Annotated in this window: 10 protein-coding genes; 8 read left to right on the top strand and 2 right to left on the bottom strand. The window is 67.4% G+C overall.

Annotation, left to right across the window (positions count from 1 at the left end; translation table 11 throughout):
* Positions 1-34 precede the first annotated feature (34 nt).
* From V2S85_RS10895 to cobA, 5 genes are all read left to right on the top strand, one after another.
* Complete coding sequence (locus tag V2S85_RS10895) at positions 35-1,255, top strand: hypothetical protein (RefSeq protein ID WP_330702886.1); 1,221 nt, start codon at positions 35-37, stop codon at positions 1,253-1,255.
* A gap of 228 nt (positions 1,256-1,483) precedes the next feature.
* Positions 1,484-4,009, top strand: a complete 2,526-nt coding sequence (gene nirB, locus V2S85_RS10890; RefSeq protein WP_330702885.1) for a nitrite reductase large subunit NirB — start codon at positions 1,484-1,486, stop codon at positions 4,007-4,009.
* Positions 4,010-4,014: 5 nt separating this feature from the next.
* Positions 4,015-4,365 carry a nitrite reductase small subunit NirD gene (gene nirD / locus V2S85_RS10885; protein ID WP_330702884.1) on the top strand — a complete coding sequence of 117 codons (351 nt, stop codon included), beginning with the start codon at positions 4,015-4,017 and terminating at the stop codon, positions 4,363-4,365.
* Entirely contained in the window at positions 4,365-6,974 is a 2,610-nt protein-coding gene (locus V2S85_RS10880) for a molybdopterin-dependent oxidoreductase (RefSeq protein ID WP_330702883.1), read from the top strand. The genes nirD and V2S85_RS10880 overlap by 1 nt, the downstream gene beginning before the upstream one ends.
* Positions 6,961-7,758 carry a uroporphyrinogen-III C-methyltransferase gene (gene cobA / locus V2S85_RS10875; protein ID WP_330702882.1) on the top strand — a complete coding sequence of 266 codons (798 nt, stop codon included), beginning with the start codon at positions 6,961-6,963 and terminating at the stop codon, positions 7,756-7,758. The genes V2S85_RS10880 and cobA overlap by 14 nt, the downstream gene beginning before the upstream one ends.
* A 103-nt stretch (positions 7,759-7,861) precedes the next feature.
* Here cobA and V2S85_RS10870 read toward each other — a convergent pair whose 3' ends face one another.
* Together V2S85_RS10870 and V2S85_RS10865 are read right to left on the bottom strand one after the other, a co-directional pair.
* Positions 7,862-8,536, bottom strand: a complete 675-nt coding sequence (locus V2S85_RS10870) for a LamG domain-containing protein (protein WP_330702881.1) — start codon at positions 8,534-8,536, stop codon at positions 7,862-7,864.
* Positions 8,533-12,387, bottom strand: coding sequence for a LamG-like jellyroll fold domain-containing protein (locus tag V2S85_RS10865; RefSeq protein WP_330702880.1), 3,855 nt, complete (start codon positions 12,385-12,387; stop codon positions 8,533-8,535). Before V2S85_RS10865 ends, V2S85_RS10870 begins: the two co-directional genes overlap by 4 nt.
* Before the next feature lie 218 nt (positions 12,388-12,605).
* Between V2S85_RS10865 and V2S85_RS10860 the strand changes: the two genes are divergently transcribed.
* The 3 genes from V2S85_RS10860 (at position 12,606) to V2S85_RS10850 (ending at position 17,362) form a co-directional block, all read left to right on the top strand.
* Positions 12,606-13,265, top strand: a complete 660-nt coding sequence (locus tag V2S85_RS10860; RefSeq protein ID WP_330702879.1) for a sigma-70 family RNA polymerase sigma factor — start codon at positions 12,606-12,608, stop codon at positions 13,263-13,265.
* Positions 13,259-14,218, top strand: coding sequence for a FecR family protein (locus tag V2S85_RS10855; protein WP_330702878.1), 960 nt, complete (start codon positions 13,259-13,261; stop codon positions 14,216-14,218). Before V2S85_RS10860 ends, V2S85_RS10855 begins: the two co-directional genes overlap by 7 nt.
* A gap of 111 nt (positions 14,219-14,329) precedes the next feature.
* Complete coding sequence (locus V2S85_RS10850; RefSeq protein WP_330702877.1) at positions 14,330-17,362, top strand: TonB-dependent receptor; 3,033 nt, start codon at positions 14,330-14,332, stop codon at positions 17,360-17,362.
* Positions 17,363-17,371 lie beyond the last annotated feature (9 nt).

The raw sequence follows: 17,371 nt of genomic DNA, 5'->3' as shown, positions 1-17,371 counted from the left end.
CACTTCCTTTCGTCCTGAGGGGGACGCTTTCACCATGAAAAACATAAGAAAAGCGGCGGCCGTGCTGGTCGTCGGCGGGGTCGCTTGCGCCGGATCGGCGCAGGCCCAGGACATCACCGTCAAGCCGGTCGCCGAGGCGCGAGTGCGCTACGAGCATGTCGATCAGGACGGCATCGCCGCCAAGGTCGATGCGCTGACCGTGCGGGTACGCGGCGGCGCGCAGGCCACCAGCGGGGCGCTGAGCGCCACCGTGGTCGCGCAGGGCAACCTCGCCGTGGTCGATCACTACTACGATGGCGTGAACGGCGCGGCCACGCGGCCGCTTGTGGCCGATCCGCAGAACATCGCGCTCTATATCGCGCAGTTGCAGTACAAGGCGAAAGGCGTGACGCTGACCGCCGGCCGCCAGAAGATCGCGCTGGACGACGAGCGCTTCGTCGGCAACGTCGCCTTCCGCGACAATGCGCAGACCTTCGACGCGGTGAGGGCCGAGGTAACCCCGGCCAAGGGCCTGAAACTGGACGTTTCCTACGCCTGGAGCGTGCGCACGATCTGGGGCATCGACGGTAATGCTGCGCGCCAGCAGGCGGTGAGCGGGGACAATGTGCTCGCCAACCTGTCGTGGGAGACGCCGCTTGGGGTGCTGACCGGGTTCGCCTACCTCGTCGATCAGGATGAGGTGGCGGTGCAGGCGTTTCGCCTCTCCAGCCAGACATATGGTGCCCGTTTCGCGGGGACTCATGCGTTCGGCAAGGCGGTGAAACTGGCCTATCAGGCGAGTTACGCGCGCCAGTCGGACTGGCACCGCAATCCCAGCGACTACAGCGCCGAATACTGGCAGGCCGACGCGACGCTCGACGTGAAGGGTTGGAAGATCAATGCCGGTTACGAAGTGCTTGGCTCCGACAAGGGCGCGGCGCTGACCAGCTTCCAGACGCCGCTGGGCACCAACTTCAAGTTCCAGGGCTGGGCGGACAAGTTCCTGACCACCCCCGCGAACGGCGTGCGCGATCTCTATGTCGGCGGCGGGTATGGCACGAAGCAGATCGGCGCATTGTCCGCCGTCACCCTGCAGGCGACCTGGCACCGCTTTGACAGCGACCGGCTGGACCAGCACTACGGCAACGAAATCAATCTCCTGGCCTCCGCAAAGCTGCGCAAGACGACGATCGCGCTGCGCTATGCCCACTATGACGCGAAGGCCTTCGCGACCGACACCGACAAGGTCTGGGTCCAGTTCGACTGGGCGATTTGACAGGTTCATTACGGAATCGCTTGAGCCTTCGGGCGATTCCATTTATGTTGCAGTGCAAAGGGCAGCGTTGTCCTTTCAACATCGCCGAAATGTCCCACTGACGGGGCACGTAGGCACCGAATGATGGCAAGGCCGCCATCCTGACTTCCGGTTTCGAACCGGGGGTCTGGATGGCGGCCTTTTCTCGTTTTCAACTCCCTTTCCCATGACATTGCCGGAGTTTCGAACATGGACTTTCAGGACGGGATCGAACCCAATTCCGACTATGACGATGCGCTGATCGTGCCCTCCGACGATGTGCGCGAGCATCTGGTCGTCGTCGGCAACGGCATGGCGGGCTGCCGTGCGGTCGAGGAACTGCTGGCACGCGATGCGGACCGCTACCGCGTGACGATCTTCGGCGCCGAGCCGCACGTGAACTACAACCGCATCATGCTCTCGCCCGTGCTGGCGGGTGAGAAGACCTTCGAGCAGATCGTCATCAATACCCGCGAGTGGTATGACGAGAACGGCATCGACCTCATCACCGCCGACCCCGTCACCGCGATCGACCGCGCGGCGAAAACCGTGACCTCCCGCTCGGGCCGCACGGTGCATTACGACCGCCTGCTGATCGCGACCGGCTCCGATCCGTTCATCATTCCAGTGCCCGGCAAGGATTTGCCCGGCGTGATCTCGTTCCGCGACATGAACGACGTCGATACGATGCTGGCGGCTGCCGAGGCCGGAAAAGCGCAAGGTGGCGGCTCCGCCGTGGTCATCGGCGGCGGCCTGCTGGGGCTGGAGGCGGCGCATGGCCTGACCTTGCGCGGCATGACGGTCACCGTCATCCACCTCATGTCCACGCTGATGGAGCGCCAACTGGACGAGGCCGCGGGCTGGCTGCTCAAGTCCGCGCTGGAAGGTCGCGGCCAGACCATCCTGACGGGCGCCGACACCGCCGAGATCTACGGCGAGGGCAAGGTCGAGGGCGTGCGCCTCAAGGACGGGCGCGAGATTCCGGCCAGCCTTGTGGTCATGGCCGTGGGCATCCGTCCCGCCACCGCGCTGGCGCGCGAGGCGGGGCTGGACGTCGGGCGCGGCATCAAGGTCGACGACCACATGGTCACCAGCGACCCCTCGGTGCTCGCGGTCGGCGAATGCGTGGAGCATGACGGCAACGTCTACGGCCTCGTCGCGCCGCTGTGGGACATGTGCCGCAGCCTCGCCGACGGGCTGACCGACCGCCACACCGGCTATCGCGGCTCGGTCACCTCGACCAAGCTGAAGGTCGCCGGGCTCGACGTGTTCTCGGCCGGCGACTTCTCCGGCGGCGAGGGCTGCGAGGACATCGTGCTGCGCGATGCCGCGCGCGGCGTCTACAAGCGCGTCGTGGTGAAGGAAGACCGCATCGTCGGCGCCGTGCTTTACGGCGACACGGCGGACGGCGGCTGGTACTTCGACCTGCTGAAGAAGGGCGAGGACGTCTCCGAAGTCCGCGACCTGCTGATCTTCGGCCAGGCCTTCGCCTCGGGAGGAGGCGCGCTGGACCCTAAGGCGGCCGTTGCGGCGCTCTCGGACGATGCCGAGATCTGCGGCTGCAACGGCGTCTCCAAGGGTCAGGTCGTCGGTTGCATCGAGGCAGGTGCCTGCAGCCTCGATGCCGTGCGCGCCACCTGCAAGGCTTCGGCCAGTTGCGGGCAGTGCACCGGTCTTGTCGAGAGCCTGCTGGCGCTGACGCTGGGCGAAGAGGTCGAGGCGGGGCCGAAGACCTTGTGCAAGTGCACCAGCTTCACGCACGACGACGTGCGCCGCGAGATCGTGGCGCAGGACATGCGCTCGATCCCCGAGGTGATGCAGAAGCTGCACTGGGCGACGCCGGATGGCTGTTCGTCCTGCCGCCCGGCGCTCAACTACTACCTGCTCTGCGCGCTGCCCGGCGAATACGTGGACGACCAGCAGAGCCGCTTCGTCAACGAGCGTATGCACGCCAACATCCAGAAGGACGGCACCTATTCGGTGGTCCCGCGCATGTGGGGCGGCCTCACCAATCCGCGCGAGCTGCGGGCCATCGCCGACGTGGTCGAGAAGTACGATGCGCCGATGGTGAAGGTGACCGGCGGCCAGCGCCTCGACATCTTCGGCATCAAGAAGGAAGACTTGCCCGCCGTCTGGGCCGACCTCAATGCCGCCGGGATGGTCTCGGGCCATGCCTACGGCAAGAGCTTGCGCACGGTGAAGACCTGCGTGGGTTCGGAATGGTGCCGCTTCGGCACGCAGGATTCGACCGGCCTCGGCGTCAAGACCGAGCGGATGACCTGGGGCAGCTGGATGCCGCACAAGTTCAAGATCGCGGTTTCCGGCTGCCCGCGCAACTGTGCCGAGGCGACGATCAAGGACTTCGGGATCGTCTGCGTGGATTCCGGCTACGAACTGAGCGTGGGCGGCAACGGCGGCATCAAGGTGCGCGCCACCGACTTCCTGTGCAAGGTCGCGACCGAAGAGGAAGCGCTCGAATATTGCGCCGCCTTCATCCAGGTCTACCGCGAGGAAGCGCGCTATCTGGAACGCACCGCACCGTGGATCGAGCGCGTCGGCGTCGACTACGTAAAGTCCCGCGTGGTCGAGGACGAGGCGGGCCGCAAGGCGCTCGCCGCGCGGTTCCTCTATTCGCAGAGCTTCAGCCAGGACGATCCGTGGGCCGAACGCGCCTCGGGCGATCGCGCCGACCTGCACCAGCACCTCGAACCCCAAGCCCTCGAAGCGGCGGAGTGACACCCATGACCGACTGGATCGATATCGGAACCCTGAGCGACATCCCCCAGCGCGGCGCGCGCACCGTGCGGTTCGAGGGGGAGCCGGAGATCGCCGTCTTCCGCACCGGCGACGACAAGGTCTTCGCGCTCGTCAACGAATGCCCGCACAAGAAGGGGCCGCTCAGCCAGGGCATCGTACATGGCCATTCGGTCGCCTGTCCGCTGCACAACTGGAACATCGCGCTGGCGAGCGGCGAGGCGCAAGGGGCGGACAGCGGCTGCACCCCGACCATTGCCGTGCGTGAGGAGAACGGTCGCATCCTGCTGGCCCGACCCGAAGCCCAGAGCCCCGAAGTGATGAGGGACGCGGCCTGATGCGCGAGGCGGTCCGCACGGCCTGTGCCTATTGCGGCGTCGGCTGCGGCATCTCGGCCACCCCCACGGGTGCGCGCGAGGTGACGATCCGGGGGGACGAGGCACACCCGGCGAATGCGGGGCGCCTCTGCTCCAAGGGTACGCATCTGGGCGAGACGGTCGGGCTGACCGGCCGCCTGCTCCACCCGATGATCGGCGACAAGCGCGTACGCTGGGACAAGGCGCTGGACCTCGTCGCCAAGCGCTTTCGCGACACCATCGCACGTCATGGCCCGGACAGTGTGGCGTTCTATGTCTCCGGCCAGCTGCTGACCGAGGACTACTACGTCGCCAACAAGCTGATGAAGGGCTTCATCGGTTCAGCCAACATCGACACCAATTCGCGCCTGTGCATGTCGAGCGCGGTGGCCGGCCATACCCGCGCTTTCGGCGAGGACGTGGTACCCGCCGGCTACGAGGATCTCGACAAGGCCGACCTTGTCGTGCTGGTCGGCTCGAACACGGCATGGTGCCATCCGATTGTCTACCAGCGCATCCAGGCGGCGCGTGCAGAGCGGGGCACGAAGCTGATCGTCATCGACCCGCGCCGCACCGAAACCTGCGAAGGCGCCGACCTCCACCTGCCGCTGCGCCCCGGCAGCGACGTGGCGCTGATGAACGGGCTGCTGGCATGGCTGGCCGAGCGGGGCATGGTCGACAAGGCGTTCATGGCTGCCCATGTCGAAGTGCCCGAAGGCTTCTGGGAGCACCTTGCGAGCGGCCATGACATGTGGAGCACGGCAAAGGCTTGCGACCTCGACCCCGCGCTGCTGCTGCGGTTCTACGAGATGTTCGCCGCCAACCCGCGCACGGTCACGATGTTCAGCCAGGGGATCAACCAGTCGATCCGCGGCACCGATCAGGTCAACGCGATCATCAACGTTCATCTGGCGACGGGGCGGATCGGCCAGCCGGGCGCGGCGCCGTTCTCGATCACCGGGCAGCCCAATGCGATGGGCGGGCGCGAGGTCGGCGGGCTTGCCTCGACGCTGGCCGCGCACATGGACTTCGCGGCCGAGAACGTCGCGCGCGTCGGCCGCTTCTGGGCCGCACCGACGATGGCGACGAAGCCGGGTCTCAAGGCGGTGGACCTGTTTCGCGCCATCGGCGAGGGGCGCATCAAGGCGCTGTGGGTCATGGCGACCAACCCCTCCGTCTCGCTGCCCGACGCGGGCAACGTGCGCGCGGCGCTGGAGAAATGCCCCTTCGTCGTCGTCTCCGACGTCATCGCGAACACCGACACCACCGCTTATGCCGACGTTCGCCTCCCCGCCGCCGCATGGGGCGAGAAGGACGGCACCGTCACCAATTCGGAGCGCACCGTCAGCCGCCAGCGTCCGTTCATGGACCTGCCCGGAGAGGCCAAGCCGGACTGGTGGATCGTCAAGGAAGTGGGCCGCCGGATGGGCTGGGGGAGCGCCTTCGCCTATGACACGCCCGCCGACATCTGGCGCGAACATGCGCGCCTCACCGCCTATCAGAATGATGGCGCGCGCGTCCTGAACCTCGCCGCCCACGCCGCGATCGGCAACCTTGCCTATGACGCGATGGAGCCGTTCCGCTGGGGTGGCACGCCCTTCGCAGATGGCCGCTTCCCGACGCCGAGCGGACGCGCGCGGATGGTCAAGGTGGGGCAGATGGACCTGCAGGCCCCGCTCGCCGACTGGCCGCTGACGCTCAACACCGGGCGCTACCGCGACCAGTGGCACACGATGACGGGCACCGGCCTCGCCCCCAAGCTGGCGCGCCACCGCGAGGAGCCGCTGGTCGAGGTCCATCCTGCCGACGCCCTCGCGCTGGACCTGAAGGACGGCGATCTCGCCCGCGTCTCGACCCCGCAGGGCAACAGCACCTTCCGCGTGCAACTCAGCGACGGCCAGCGTCCGGGCGAGATCTTCACGCCGATCCACTGGACCGACCAGATTTCCACCGGCGGCCGCACCGGCCTGCTGCCGCGCCCGCTGGTCGATCCGCACTCCGGCCAGCCCGGTTTCAAGTCCACCCCCGCCGCGCTCGCCAAAGTCGAGACCGAATGGAAGGGCTTCCTCATCCTGCGCGGTGACGAACCCGCCCGCGTGCCCTGCCTGTGGGCGACGCGCGTGGCGGTGCCCGGCGGCGCGCTCTACGAGATCGCGGGCAATGGCGATGCCGCGCGCATCGAAGCCTGCCTGCCCAAGGGCGAGCGCATCGAGGCCATCGACCATACCCGAGGCTCGCGCCGCATCGCCGTGATCGTCGAGGGCAGGCTGGCAGGCGTGCTGTTCGTCACCCGCACCGGCCTGCTGCCCTCGCGCGACTGGCTGATCGGGCAGCTCGCGGCGGGCGACGTGGGCGCCACCGTGCTCGCCGCGCGCGGCCCCGGCAGCCAGCCGGACAAGGGCGCCACCGTCTGCGTCTGCTTCGACATCGGCCTCAACCAGATCGTCGCCGCCATCCGCGAACAGGCGCTGGTGGACGTGCCCGCCATCGGCAAGGCGCTGGGCGCGGGCACCAATTGCGGGTCGTGCCGCCCCGCGCTCGCCCAGATACTCACCCGGACTCACGAGGAGGCTCTCGATGCCGCAGAATGATCGCACGCCTGAACTGATCGCTCCCGGTGAAGTCTGGCTGGTCGGTGCCGGGCCGGGCGACCCGGACCTGCTGACGCGCAAGGCCGAAAGGCTGCTGCAGGCGGCCAACGTGGTGTTCTACGACGCGCTTGTCGGGCCCGGCGTGCTGGACCTGATCCCGGCCTGGACCGAGCTGGTCGGGGTCGGCAAGCGTTCGGGCCGCCACAGCAAGGCGCAAGGCTCGATCAACGACCTGCTGCTGGCGGCGGCACTGGCGGGGAAGCGGGTGGTGCGCCTGAAGGGCGGCGATCCTTCGGTGTTCGGCCGTTCGGCGGAGGAGATGGACCACCTTGCCGCGGCGGGCGTGCCGGTGCGAATGTGTCCCGGCGTCACCACCGCCAGCGCGGCGGCGGCGAGCGCCAATGCCTCGCTGACCCTGCGCGGGGTGACGCGATCGATTACCCTGGTGACCGCGCATTTCCGTGCGGGCGAGGCGCTCGATCTCGACTGGGATGCCCTGTCGCGGGCGGGCGGGACGCTGGGCGTCTACATGGGCCGGGCGGCGGCGGGAGAGATCGCGCGCGGGCTGATCGCGGCGGGGCGCGATCCCGATACGCCGGTGATGGTGGCGGTCGACGTCTCGCTGCCGGGCGAGCGGCTGATCCGGGGGCGCCTCAGCGCGCTGCCGTTCCTCGTCGCGGCAGTGAGCGACGGCGATCCCACCCTGCTGCTGATCGGCGAGGCGGTGGGCGCGCGTCAGCATGACGTTGCAGGCCGCTATCTGCGCAATCACGTCGGCGCCTGAAAATCGCTTCCACCCTTCATCATTGCGAGCGAAGCGAAGCAACCCAGGGCGGTTCCACGCTGCCCTGGGTTGCTTCGCTTCGCGCGCAATGACGAGGTGGGGGTTACCGCTTCGCGCGCGGCAGCCGGAAGCGTGCGGGCGTGAGCGCGCGGTCGGTGAAGCGGGCCATGCGCACCGCGCCGTGGAAGAAGTTCACCCGGTTGTAGCGCACGCCGATGGACGTGTTGCCCGCACCCTGCGGGGTGAAGCCCGTCACTTTGGCCTCGCCTTCCAGCACGCCGTCGACGTAGCTGCGATACGTGGTGCCGTCGAAGGTCTGGGCGACGTGATACCAGCGGCCGATCGGGTGCAGCCTGGCCGGATCGATCAGCACTTGCGAATAGCCTGGGCCCTTGATGAAGCTGTCGAGATACCACGCGTCGCCGACCACCCGGATCTCGAACAGCATGCGTGTCTGTCCTGCCGGCTGGCCGGGCTGGTCGTCGGAGGCGAGGTGCATCCAGCGCTGTTCGAAGGCGCCGCCGTCGGGCCGCAGCAGCGCCTCGATGGTGAAGGCGCGCGCGCCGGCGAGGGGGTGCCGGCCGAGGTAGACGGCATCGTCCACCCCGTCGAACACCGTGGCCTTGCCCACCGGCGTCTGCTCGACCCTGGGATGGCCCAGAACCTGCGGGCGCAGCGTGCCGATGCGATCGAGGTTGTCGAAGGTCCAGACGATCTGCCGGGCCTGCGCCATGCCGGGAAGCAGGGCGAGGGCGGCGAGGAGCGGGAGCGCCTTCACTGTCCTTCGCCCAGCACGACCACGTTGTTGCGCTGGGTCACTTCCGGCGCGCCGCCCGCCATGCGCACGCGCACGCGCAGCGCCGTCGGGCTGCCGCCGCCGGGCAGCGCGAGCGTGACCGCCGCGATCTTGGGCGAGAGGTCGGTCGGAGCGGCGAGCGGCGGCACGGCGGCGGAGGCCAGCACCTTGCCCTCGGCGGTCTCCAGCGTCACGGTGCCGCCCGGCGCCGCGACCGAGCCGAGGCTATGGACGGTGACCGCAAGCCTGCCGCCCTTGCGCACCACGTCGTCGGCGCCGATGCCGAGGTCGGGGCGATGCTCGGGCTGGCTCGCCGCCTTTTGCGCAAGGCGGAAGGTCATCACGCTGGTCGTGCCCGGCGCGAAAGCCACCGGCAGCGAACCCCCGCGCTCCAGTTCCACGGTGCGGCGGGCGACGGGACCGCTCGCCTCCCCGCCGCCGTCGGCAGCGATGCCTTGCGTCATCTCCCATGTCCCGGCGGTCACGTTCCAGGTGCCCATGTCGGCGCGCTGCTCGGCGGGGCTGGTGTTGCAGGCGATCACGGTGAACTGCTCGGGCGTCGCGTCGCGCACCAGGATCGCCACTTTCACCGCCGCCTCGGGGTCGGCGAAGGTCCAGCTCACCGCGTTGCCGGGATAGGTCTGGTTGCGCTTGAGGGCGATGCCGCCGAGGCGTTCGCGCTGGAGGAACTCGTTGGGCGCGTCGACCCGGTCGCTCCACCAGTGGCCCTCGGTGTACATGTACATGTGCTGCGCCTTGTCGGCGATGCCGGCGGCGTTGAGTGCTTCCAGGTACCCTTTGTGTGCCGTTGTGTTCCAGGCTTCGAAACGGGCGAAATCGTTGCCGGCTTCGGCGCTTTTCAGGATCGCCTCGCGCCATGCGTCGCGCTTGCCCAGCACGGTGATGGCGTTTTCGTTGATCTCGGTGAGCGCGCCGAAATTGGCTTTTCCGGTGCGCCCCAGGATCGGGCGCAAGTATTTGTCATCGCCGGTAAATCGCCATGCCGCCCAGGCCGATTGCATGGGCAGGGAGGCCCCGCCGCCGTCGCCTGCGCGCTCGGTGTCGTGGTCGAAACCGATGTCGTTGGGGAAGCTCCAGAGCCCGTCGGCGCCCTGCTTTCCGTGGGCCAGCAGCCCGTCGATCAGCCCGGTGACGAGGCCGCGCGCGGTCGGGTCGGCGTTGTAGACGCCCAGCAGGACGGGCGTGTGCATGATGACGAAACCATAGGGTTTCTGCCATGCCCAGGGCTCGTCGCGGTAGATCTTGCGGGCGCCGTACCAGCTTGACGAAATATGCATGTGCCCGGCGGGATTGACGCGGATCACCTGGCCCAGTGCCTTGACGGTGGCCATCATCCGCTCGATCGCCTTGGGCTCGCCCCAGTTGAGGTAGAGCCGCTCGGCGTCGGAATTGATGCCTTCCTCGTAGACATGCAGCTCGTCGGTGCTGATGTAGCTCAAACCATTGACGATCATGCCGTTTTTATAGACCGCGTCGGACAGCGCACGCAGCGAGGCGTTGATCTTGTCCGGATCGACGCCCATCAGCGCAAGGCCCGGCCATTGCTGCGTCAGGTCGGTATCGTCGGAAATGCCGCCGCCGAAATCGCCGTAGGGCACTTGCCGGTGATCGATCCACCAGTTGACGAACTGGCGGGTGAGCTTGAGATCCTCCAGCTGCCGGAACGCCCAGAGCGGCACGCCCGCAGGCGCCTCGGGCTGGACGAAGGGCGGCAGCTGGTCCTGCGAATAGCCGATGTCGGCCCAGTAGCGGCGGGCTTCCAGATTGTCCGGATCGACGTGCAGCAGATCGGTGATGTCGGCGTAGAGGCGGCGGTAGAGCCCCGCGCGCTTGGACGCGGTGTGTTCCTCGACCAGAAAGGCCCAGTTGTCCTTCACCTGGTTGAAGCGGTCGGCGACATGCTCCACCCTGGCCTGATCGCGGTCCTTGAAGACCAGGCGCACGGTCATCCCGTCCAGCGACTTCGCGCCGAAATCGGGGGCAGCCGAGGCGACCGTGAGGTAGAGGCTGTCGGCGGTCAGGATGCGGTCGCGCAAGTCCAGCCACAGCGTGCGCGGCTGGTCGGGACGGACCGAGACCTGCACGTCGATCATGTCGCGATCGGGCCAGATCGGATCCTTGACCCGGATATCGAGCGGGATCAGCCCCCTGGCATCGGGCTTCGCGTCGATCGCGGGCAGATCGATCGCCAGACCGTCGAGCCCGTCGTGGACGTTCTCCCAGCCGTAGTTCCAGGCGCGCGCCAGCGGTCGTCCGGCCGGGGCATCGCCGAAGTTCGAGGGGATCAGGACGTGGACCAGCGGCAGGTCGCCGGCACGGCGCTGGGCGCCGCTCGCCGAGGTGCCCGCGCTGCCGGCGCCGACCGCCGCCTTGACCCCGCTGGTCGGCAGGGCGACCACGGTGGCGCGCTCGTCGGCGGGGTAGCGGCCGGCGATCAGGGCGTTGAGCCTTTCCAGCGCGCCAAGGTCCGGCGCGGCGTCGGCGCGCACGGTATAGCTGAGCTGGAACGTGCCCCTGGGCACGTCGCCGGCGTGGATGTCGTAGGCCCAGATCTCCTGGATCGGCTGTTCCTGCATGACATTGGTGAAGCGCAAGGTGCCGCCGGTCCGCGTCGGCGTGTCGGTGAGCGAGCGCACCACGCCCTGCGGCCGCGCCGCCAGCTTGCGCCACGACGAGGTGCCGTCCGGCGACCATTCGAGGGCACCGTAGGCGGCGCCGCGGATTTCCACGCGGTTGAACGATGCGTCCTGCGGCAGCGTCAGGGTGTAGGTCTTGCCGCCCTCGACGTAGACGTTCCAGTCGGGCAGTTCGAAATAGTCGTCACGCCCCGGCAGGCGCGATCGGTTGTAGACGCCGGGCCAGGTCGTCTCGGCGATGCCGTCGATGCCTTTCCACATCCATTCCTTCAGATCCCTGGCGTCGGCGAACTCGACTTTCTTCACCACCGTGACCGGGGCATCGAGCGCGGGCGGGCTCTGCGTGTCCCAGCCGAAACGGTGCAGCCAGGCCTTGCGCAAGTCTGCCGGCGCCGGAGCCGGTGTCGCGCTGACACCCTGCTGGCGCGCCGCGAGCCCCGAGACTTGCGCCTCGCCGAGCATGTGGTCGTAGACGCGGATATCGTCGAGATCGGAGCCGCGCATGAAGTTGTAGCGGCTCTGGACCTGATGCGGGGCGATCACGCGCCCGGCCAGCCCGAACTGGTCGAGCGCCATGTCGAGGTCCGCCGCCTGCACTTTGGCGGCGACCTGCCGGCCGTCCCAGAACAGGCGCACGCCCTGCGTCTCGTCCCAGGCGAAGGCGATATGGTGCCAGTCTTCGGGGCGCGGCGGGGTCGGGATTGTCCAGCTGACCCGCACGCGCAAGAGGTTGGCGTCGGTCACGAAGGCGTCGAAGCCGTGGCCGTTCCAGTCGATCCGCAGGAACGCCATGTCCCAGCTCGAATGATCGCCGGCGCTGGCGCGGAAGATGACGAAAGGCGCTTCGCCCACCGGCGTATGGCTGCGCCAGAAGAACGAGAGGGTGCCGCGCTGGGCGTAGATATTGCCGGGCGCTTCCCACGCCACGTAACCGCCGTCGGCCCAGCGCCCGGCCTTGCCAGCGGCGCCGTCGGGCACGAGGTCGACGTCGCTCTTGAAGTTGGGCACCGCCGCGCCGCCGGAGACGGTCGCGTCGAAGCCTTCGTCCAGCGGAGCATGGAAGAGCAGCCCGTCCTCGCCTTGCGCCTGCGCGGTGACGGGGGTGAGACAGGCCAGCGCCAGCGCGAGGCGCGAGCAGGTTCGATGAGTGATGAAACGCCGGAAAGAGTGCGACACCTGGATTTTCTCTCCCTTGCGGCGGCGACGCAATCCCGCCTGCCGCATGTCCTCTGCCATAATTCGTGCTTGCCTTATGACACCGGTATCATAACTGTTTCAACCCATTGAAACGCCATGCGACGAGATTCGTCTACGGCGTGAGTTAGCGGGGGCTGGAAACGCGGGGGCGGAGCCCCGGAAAAAATTGTCGTTTGCCGGAAGGAAAATCCGGCCCCGTGTCTCATGGGCAGGAGAACGGGAATTCAATCTCGGCGATGGAGGGCGTCACGCCAGGAGAGGCAGGAGCAGGGGAGGCAAGCAACCAGCTTGCGCGGCGGCGCCGGATCGCGGTCTGGGTCGCGCGTGAGATCGTGCCCCATGAGGCGCGGGTCCGTCGCTGGCTGGCCCGTTCGCGCCTCTCGCCTGAGGATATCGACGAGGTGATGCAGGAAGCCTACTGCCGGATCGCCATGCTGCCCTCGGTCGATCACATCGACCGGCCGCTCGCCTACATGTTCTCGACCGCGCGCAACCTGTTGCTGCGCCGGCTGAAGCGTCAGCAGGTGGTGGTGCTGGAAGCGGTGAGCGAAATCGAGACCTGGCGAGACGAGGACACCCCCTCGCCGGAGGACCAGACGGCCAGCCGCATGAGCTACGAGCGGGTGCTCGAGATCATCGGCCGCCTGCCGGAACGATGCCGCCGCGTCGTCGAACTGCGCAAGATCGAGGGCTGGTCCCAGAAGGAGATCGCCGCGCATCTGGGCATGACCGAGAAGGCGGTGGAAAAGCAGGTCTGGACCGGCGTGCGCGCGATCCGCGAGGCGTGGACGCAGGCGGAGGCGCTCAGCGAGCACCGCATGCTCGGCACCGAACGCAAGGAGGCCCGCTCATGGTGAGCGTGTCGGCCGATCCCGTGCGCGATGCCGCTGCCCGGTTCGTCGCCCGGATGGATGCGGAGGACTGGAGCGCGGCGGACGAAGCCGCGCTCCAGTCCTGGCTGGACGAAGACCCGCTGCGCCAGGGCCTGCTGTTGCAGATGCAGGCGCAGTGGCTCGCGCTGACGCCCGCTGCCGCAGAGGTGCAGCCGCCGGTCGAGGCGGAGGAGCAGGTCGAAACGGCGGCGTCTTCCGGCTGGGGGCGGCGCGGGGTTCTCGCCGGGATCGCCGCGTCGGCCGCGCTGGCCTTCGTGGGCGTGCGCTGGAACCGGAACGCCTCGGCCTATGCCACCAGATTGGGCGAGATCCGCCGCCTGCCGCTCTCGGACGGGTCGGTGATGACGATGAATTCGGGCAGTGAACTGACCGTTTCGATGGCCGATCAGGCGCGTGAGGTCGAACTGACCCAGGGCGAGGCTTGGTTCGAGGTAGCCAAGGACGCGAAGCGCCCCTTCGTCGTCGCGGCGGGCAAGGTGCGGGTCCGCGCGGTCGGTACCGCGTTCTCGGTGCGGCGGCGCGAGACGGGCGTGGAAGTGCTCGTCACCGAAGGCGTGGTGGAAACCTGGGCCGACGGCGACGCGGGCCTGCGCATGCGGCTGGAAGCGGGCGACCGCGCGATGCTCAGTGCCCATGCGGTGATCGATTACGAGACCGGCATGTCCTCCTCGGTCGATCGCGCGCTGGCATGGCGGGGCGGCATGATCGACCTCAACGGACGCACGCTCTACGACGCGGCGGACGAGTTCAACCGCTACAACCAGCGGCAGATCATCATCGCCGACCCGCGCATCGCGCGTGAGGAGTTCGACGGCCTGTTCCGCGTCAACGATCCGGAAGGTTTCGCGGAAGCGGTGAAAACAAGCCTGGGCGTAGCGCTGGATACCAGCAATCCGGCCATCATCCGCCTGCACTAGACATAAAAATGCAAGGTTAGCGAAAAAATTTGGAAGGAATTCCCGGGGGCGGGTCTCTTGGAAAATACAGACATAAAAATAGTCTGAAGGATCGGGAAAATGGGAGGGACAATGAATATTTCCACTCTGCGGGGCGCGTTGTTCACGTCTTCGGCATTGGTTTGCATGATCGCATCGCCGGTACAGGCGGCGGCGCAGACGCGGCAGTTCGCAATAGAGCCGCAGATGGCCGAAACCGCCATCAGCCAGCTTGGCCGACAGGGCGACATCCAGATCATCGCCGCCCGGCGCCTGACGCATGCGGTGCGCACGAACGCCGTGCGCGGGGAAATGAGCGTGGATGAGGCGCTGGCGCGGCTGCTGGCCGGCACCGGCCTCGTCGCCAAGCGCACCGGCGCGGGTTCCTACGCCGTCGTCGCCAGGTCTGCGGCGCCGGCCCGCACCATGACGCTGACCAGCCTCACCGCGTCGCCGGCCGTGCAGGGTGTCGCGGCGGCGCAGGCGGCATCGGCCGCCGCCGATGCCGAGGTCGCCACGCCCGACGAGCCGGAGGCCGGCTCCGAGATCCTCGTCACCGGCTTTCGCGGCAGCCTTGCCAAGGCGCAGGACGTGAAGCGCCGCGCGATCAACCTCACCGAAAGCATCATGGCCGAGGACATGGCCAAGATGCCCGATCTCAACCTGTCGGAATCGATCCAGCGCCTGCCCGGCGTCGCCATCTCGCGCGAAGGGGGCGAAGGGCGCAACATCACCCTGCGCGGCTTCTCGCCCGATTTCACCCGCACCACGCTGAACGGCATGGAAGTGCCCGCCAGCAGCGACGGCCTCGATTCCGGCGGCTTCACCATCAACGCGGGCCGCGCCTTCGACTTCCACGTCTTCGCGTCCGAACTGTTCAACCGCATCGACGTGCAGAAGACCCAGCGCGCCTCGATCGAGGAGGGCGGCATCGCCGGCACCGTCGATCTCTATTCGGCCAAGCCTTTCGATTTCAAGGGCTTCCACGTCGTCGGATCGGCGCAGGGCGGCTACAACACGATGACCCGCAAGGTCGATCCGCGCGCCACCTTCATGATCTCGGACACGTTTGCCGACGATCGCATCGGCTTCCTGCTCTCGGCCGCATATTCCAAGCGGACGGTCTATCAGGAAGGCTTCTCCAGCGTGCGCTGGACCTCGCCTTACGTCAACGGTGACAGCTGGGCCGACACCGATCCGACCGTCACCGGCACGCCCGAGAACTGCGGCGCCGCCGACAGCCTGGACTGCCTGTGGGCACCGCGCCTGCCGCGCGCCGACTTCTTCGGCAACGACCAGAAGCGCCTCGGCCTGACCGGCTCGATCCAGGCCCGGCCAATCGACGGGCTGACGCTCAGCTTCGACGCGCTCTATTCGCAGCTCGACAACGACCGCTACAGCTACAACTCGATGGAGTGGCTGCTGACGCATGGCGATGCGGGCAACTTCGTCGGCCAGACGCCGCTGTCGTTCACCGTCGCGCCCGACGGCAAGCAGCTCGTCGCCGCCGCGTTCGACGACGTGACCTCGTGGTACGAAAGCCGCCACCAGACCTCGACCTCGAAGTTCCGCCAGTTCGTATTCTCTGGCGATTACGAAGTGTCGAACGATCTCAAGATCGACGGCATGATCGGCAAGGCGCGCGATACTGCGGATCGCACGGAACTGCGCTTCTATGCCCGTTCGGTGCCGCATTACTATGCCTACGACTATTCGGGCAGCAAGGACGTCGCCACCGTCGATTACGGTGACTACGATCCGAACGATCCCGCAAACTTCATCAGCGCCACCACGCCCGCGAACCGGCTGAACAACGTCGTGAAGGACAACTTCACGGCCAAGACCAACGCCACCTTCACCAAGGGCCGTTTCACCGCGCAGGCGGGCTTCGCCTACAACCGCCGCCTCGTCGGCTATTCCGAAGCGCAGGGCGACCTGCCCAGCTTCGCGCCGCAGGATTACCTGACCAGCTTCCCGTACAGCCACTTCGGCAGCGGCGTGGTTTCGGGCGGGTTGCCGACGTTCGCGGTCATCGATTTCGACGCGATCGCCAATTCGGGCCTGATCTCCTCGAACTACACCACCAACGTCGCGGCAGGCTGGGAAGTGGTCGAGAAGACCACCGGCGGCTACGGCGAAGTCTCGGGCGAGATCGACATCGGCGCGATGACGCTGCGGCTCGACGGCGGCGCGCGCTGGGTGCGCACCGACGTGGAATCGCGCGCGGTGATCTCCGGGTCGCCGGTCGAAGTAAAACGTCATTACGACAACTTCCTGCCTTCGTTCAACGCCGCGCTCAACATCACGCCCGACCTCGTCGCGCGCTTCGCCTATGCCCGTTCGATGACGCGGCCGGGCCTCGCCTCGCTCAACATCGCGGCGCCGGTGTTCGAATACACGACGCGCACCGTCAGCAACCTCGGCAATCCGGCGCTCAAGCCCTACCTCTCGAACGACTTCGACCTCGGTTTCGAGTGGTACTTCAGCAAGGGCGGCCTGTTCGCGGTGGGCGTGTTCAAGAAGAACATCATCAGCTCGCTGACGACCTCGGTGGTGCAGCAGTCGGTGCCGCAGGAATACTGGGCGGCGATCTACGCCGACCCGCGCTACGACGCCTCGTACCAGGCCGATCCGGCGACGACGCAGTACACGTTCTACAGCACCGTCAACTCGTCCAACGGCAACAGCGTGAAGGGCCTGGAAGCGACGCTGAACGTGCCCTTCACGTTCCTGCCCGGCGCGCTTTCGTACTTCGGCATCGCGTCCAACTATACGCATGTCTCGGCGCGCGATTCCACGGGACTGTCGCCCAATTCGTACAATTTCACGGCCTATTATGACACCGGTGACCTTGGCCTGCGCCTGTCGATCAACAAGCGCGACGATTATCTGCTGAGCGAACCGGGCGGCAATGGCCACGTCCAGGAGCGCAAATACGGCCCGACACAGGTGGACCTGTCCGCCTACTACAACATCACCAAGCGGATCAGCATCAACATCCAGGGCATCAACATCACCAACGAGAAGGAGCGCATCTACGGTACCGGCGACGGCACGCAGTACCTCGTGCGCGAATACTCGAAGACCGGTGCGCAGTGGTTCCTGGGAGCCCGCTACCAGTTCTGATAACCTTAC

The sequence above is a fragment of the Novosphingobium resinovorum genome, assembly GCF_036352595.1.
Lineage (GTDB): Bacteria > Pseudomonadota > Alphaproteobacteria > Sphingomonadales > Sphingomonadaceae > Novosphingobium > Novosphingobium resinovorum_B.
Note: the sequence above shows the minus strand (reverse complement) of the source record. Positions and strands in the feature narration are given on the sequence as shown.

What these genes read in the sequence shown, in the direction of transcription:
- V2S85_RS10895 (WP_330702886.1), top strand. Translation starts at nt 35, where the DNA reads ATGAAAAACATAAGAAAAGCGGCGGCCGTGCTGGTCGTCGGCGGGGTC.
- nirB (WP_330702885.1), top strand. Translation starts at nt 1,484, where the DNA reads ATGGACTTTCAGGACGGGATCGAACCCAATTCCGACTATGACGATGCG.
- nirD (WP_330702884.1), top strand. Translation starts at nt 4,015, where the DNA reads ATGACCGACTGGATCGATATCGGAACCCTGAGCGACATCCCCCAGCGC.
- V2S85_RS10880 (WP_330702883.1), top strand. Translation starts at nt 4,365, where the DNA reads ATGCGCGAGGCGGTCCGCACGGCCTGTGCCTATTGCGGCGTCGGCTGC.
- cobA (WP_330702882.1), top strand. Translation starts at nt 6,961, where the DNA reads ATGCCGCAGAATGATCGCACGCCTGAACTGATCGCTCCCGGTGAAGTC.
- V2S85_RS10855 (WP_330702878.1), top strand. Translation starts at nt 13,259, where the DNA reads ATGGTGAGCGTGTCGGCCGATCCCGTGCGCGATGCCGCTGCCCGGTTC.
- V2S85_RS10850 (WP_330702877.1), top strand. Translation starts at nt 14,330, where the DNA reads ATGAATATTTCCACTCTGCGGGGCGCGTTGTTCACGTCTTCGGCATTG.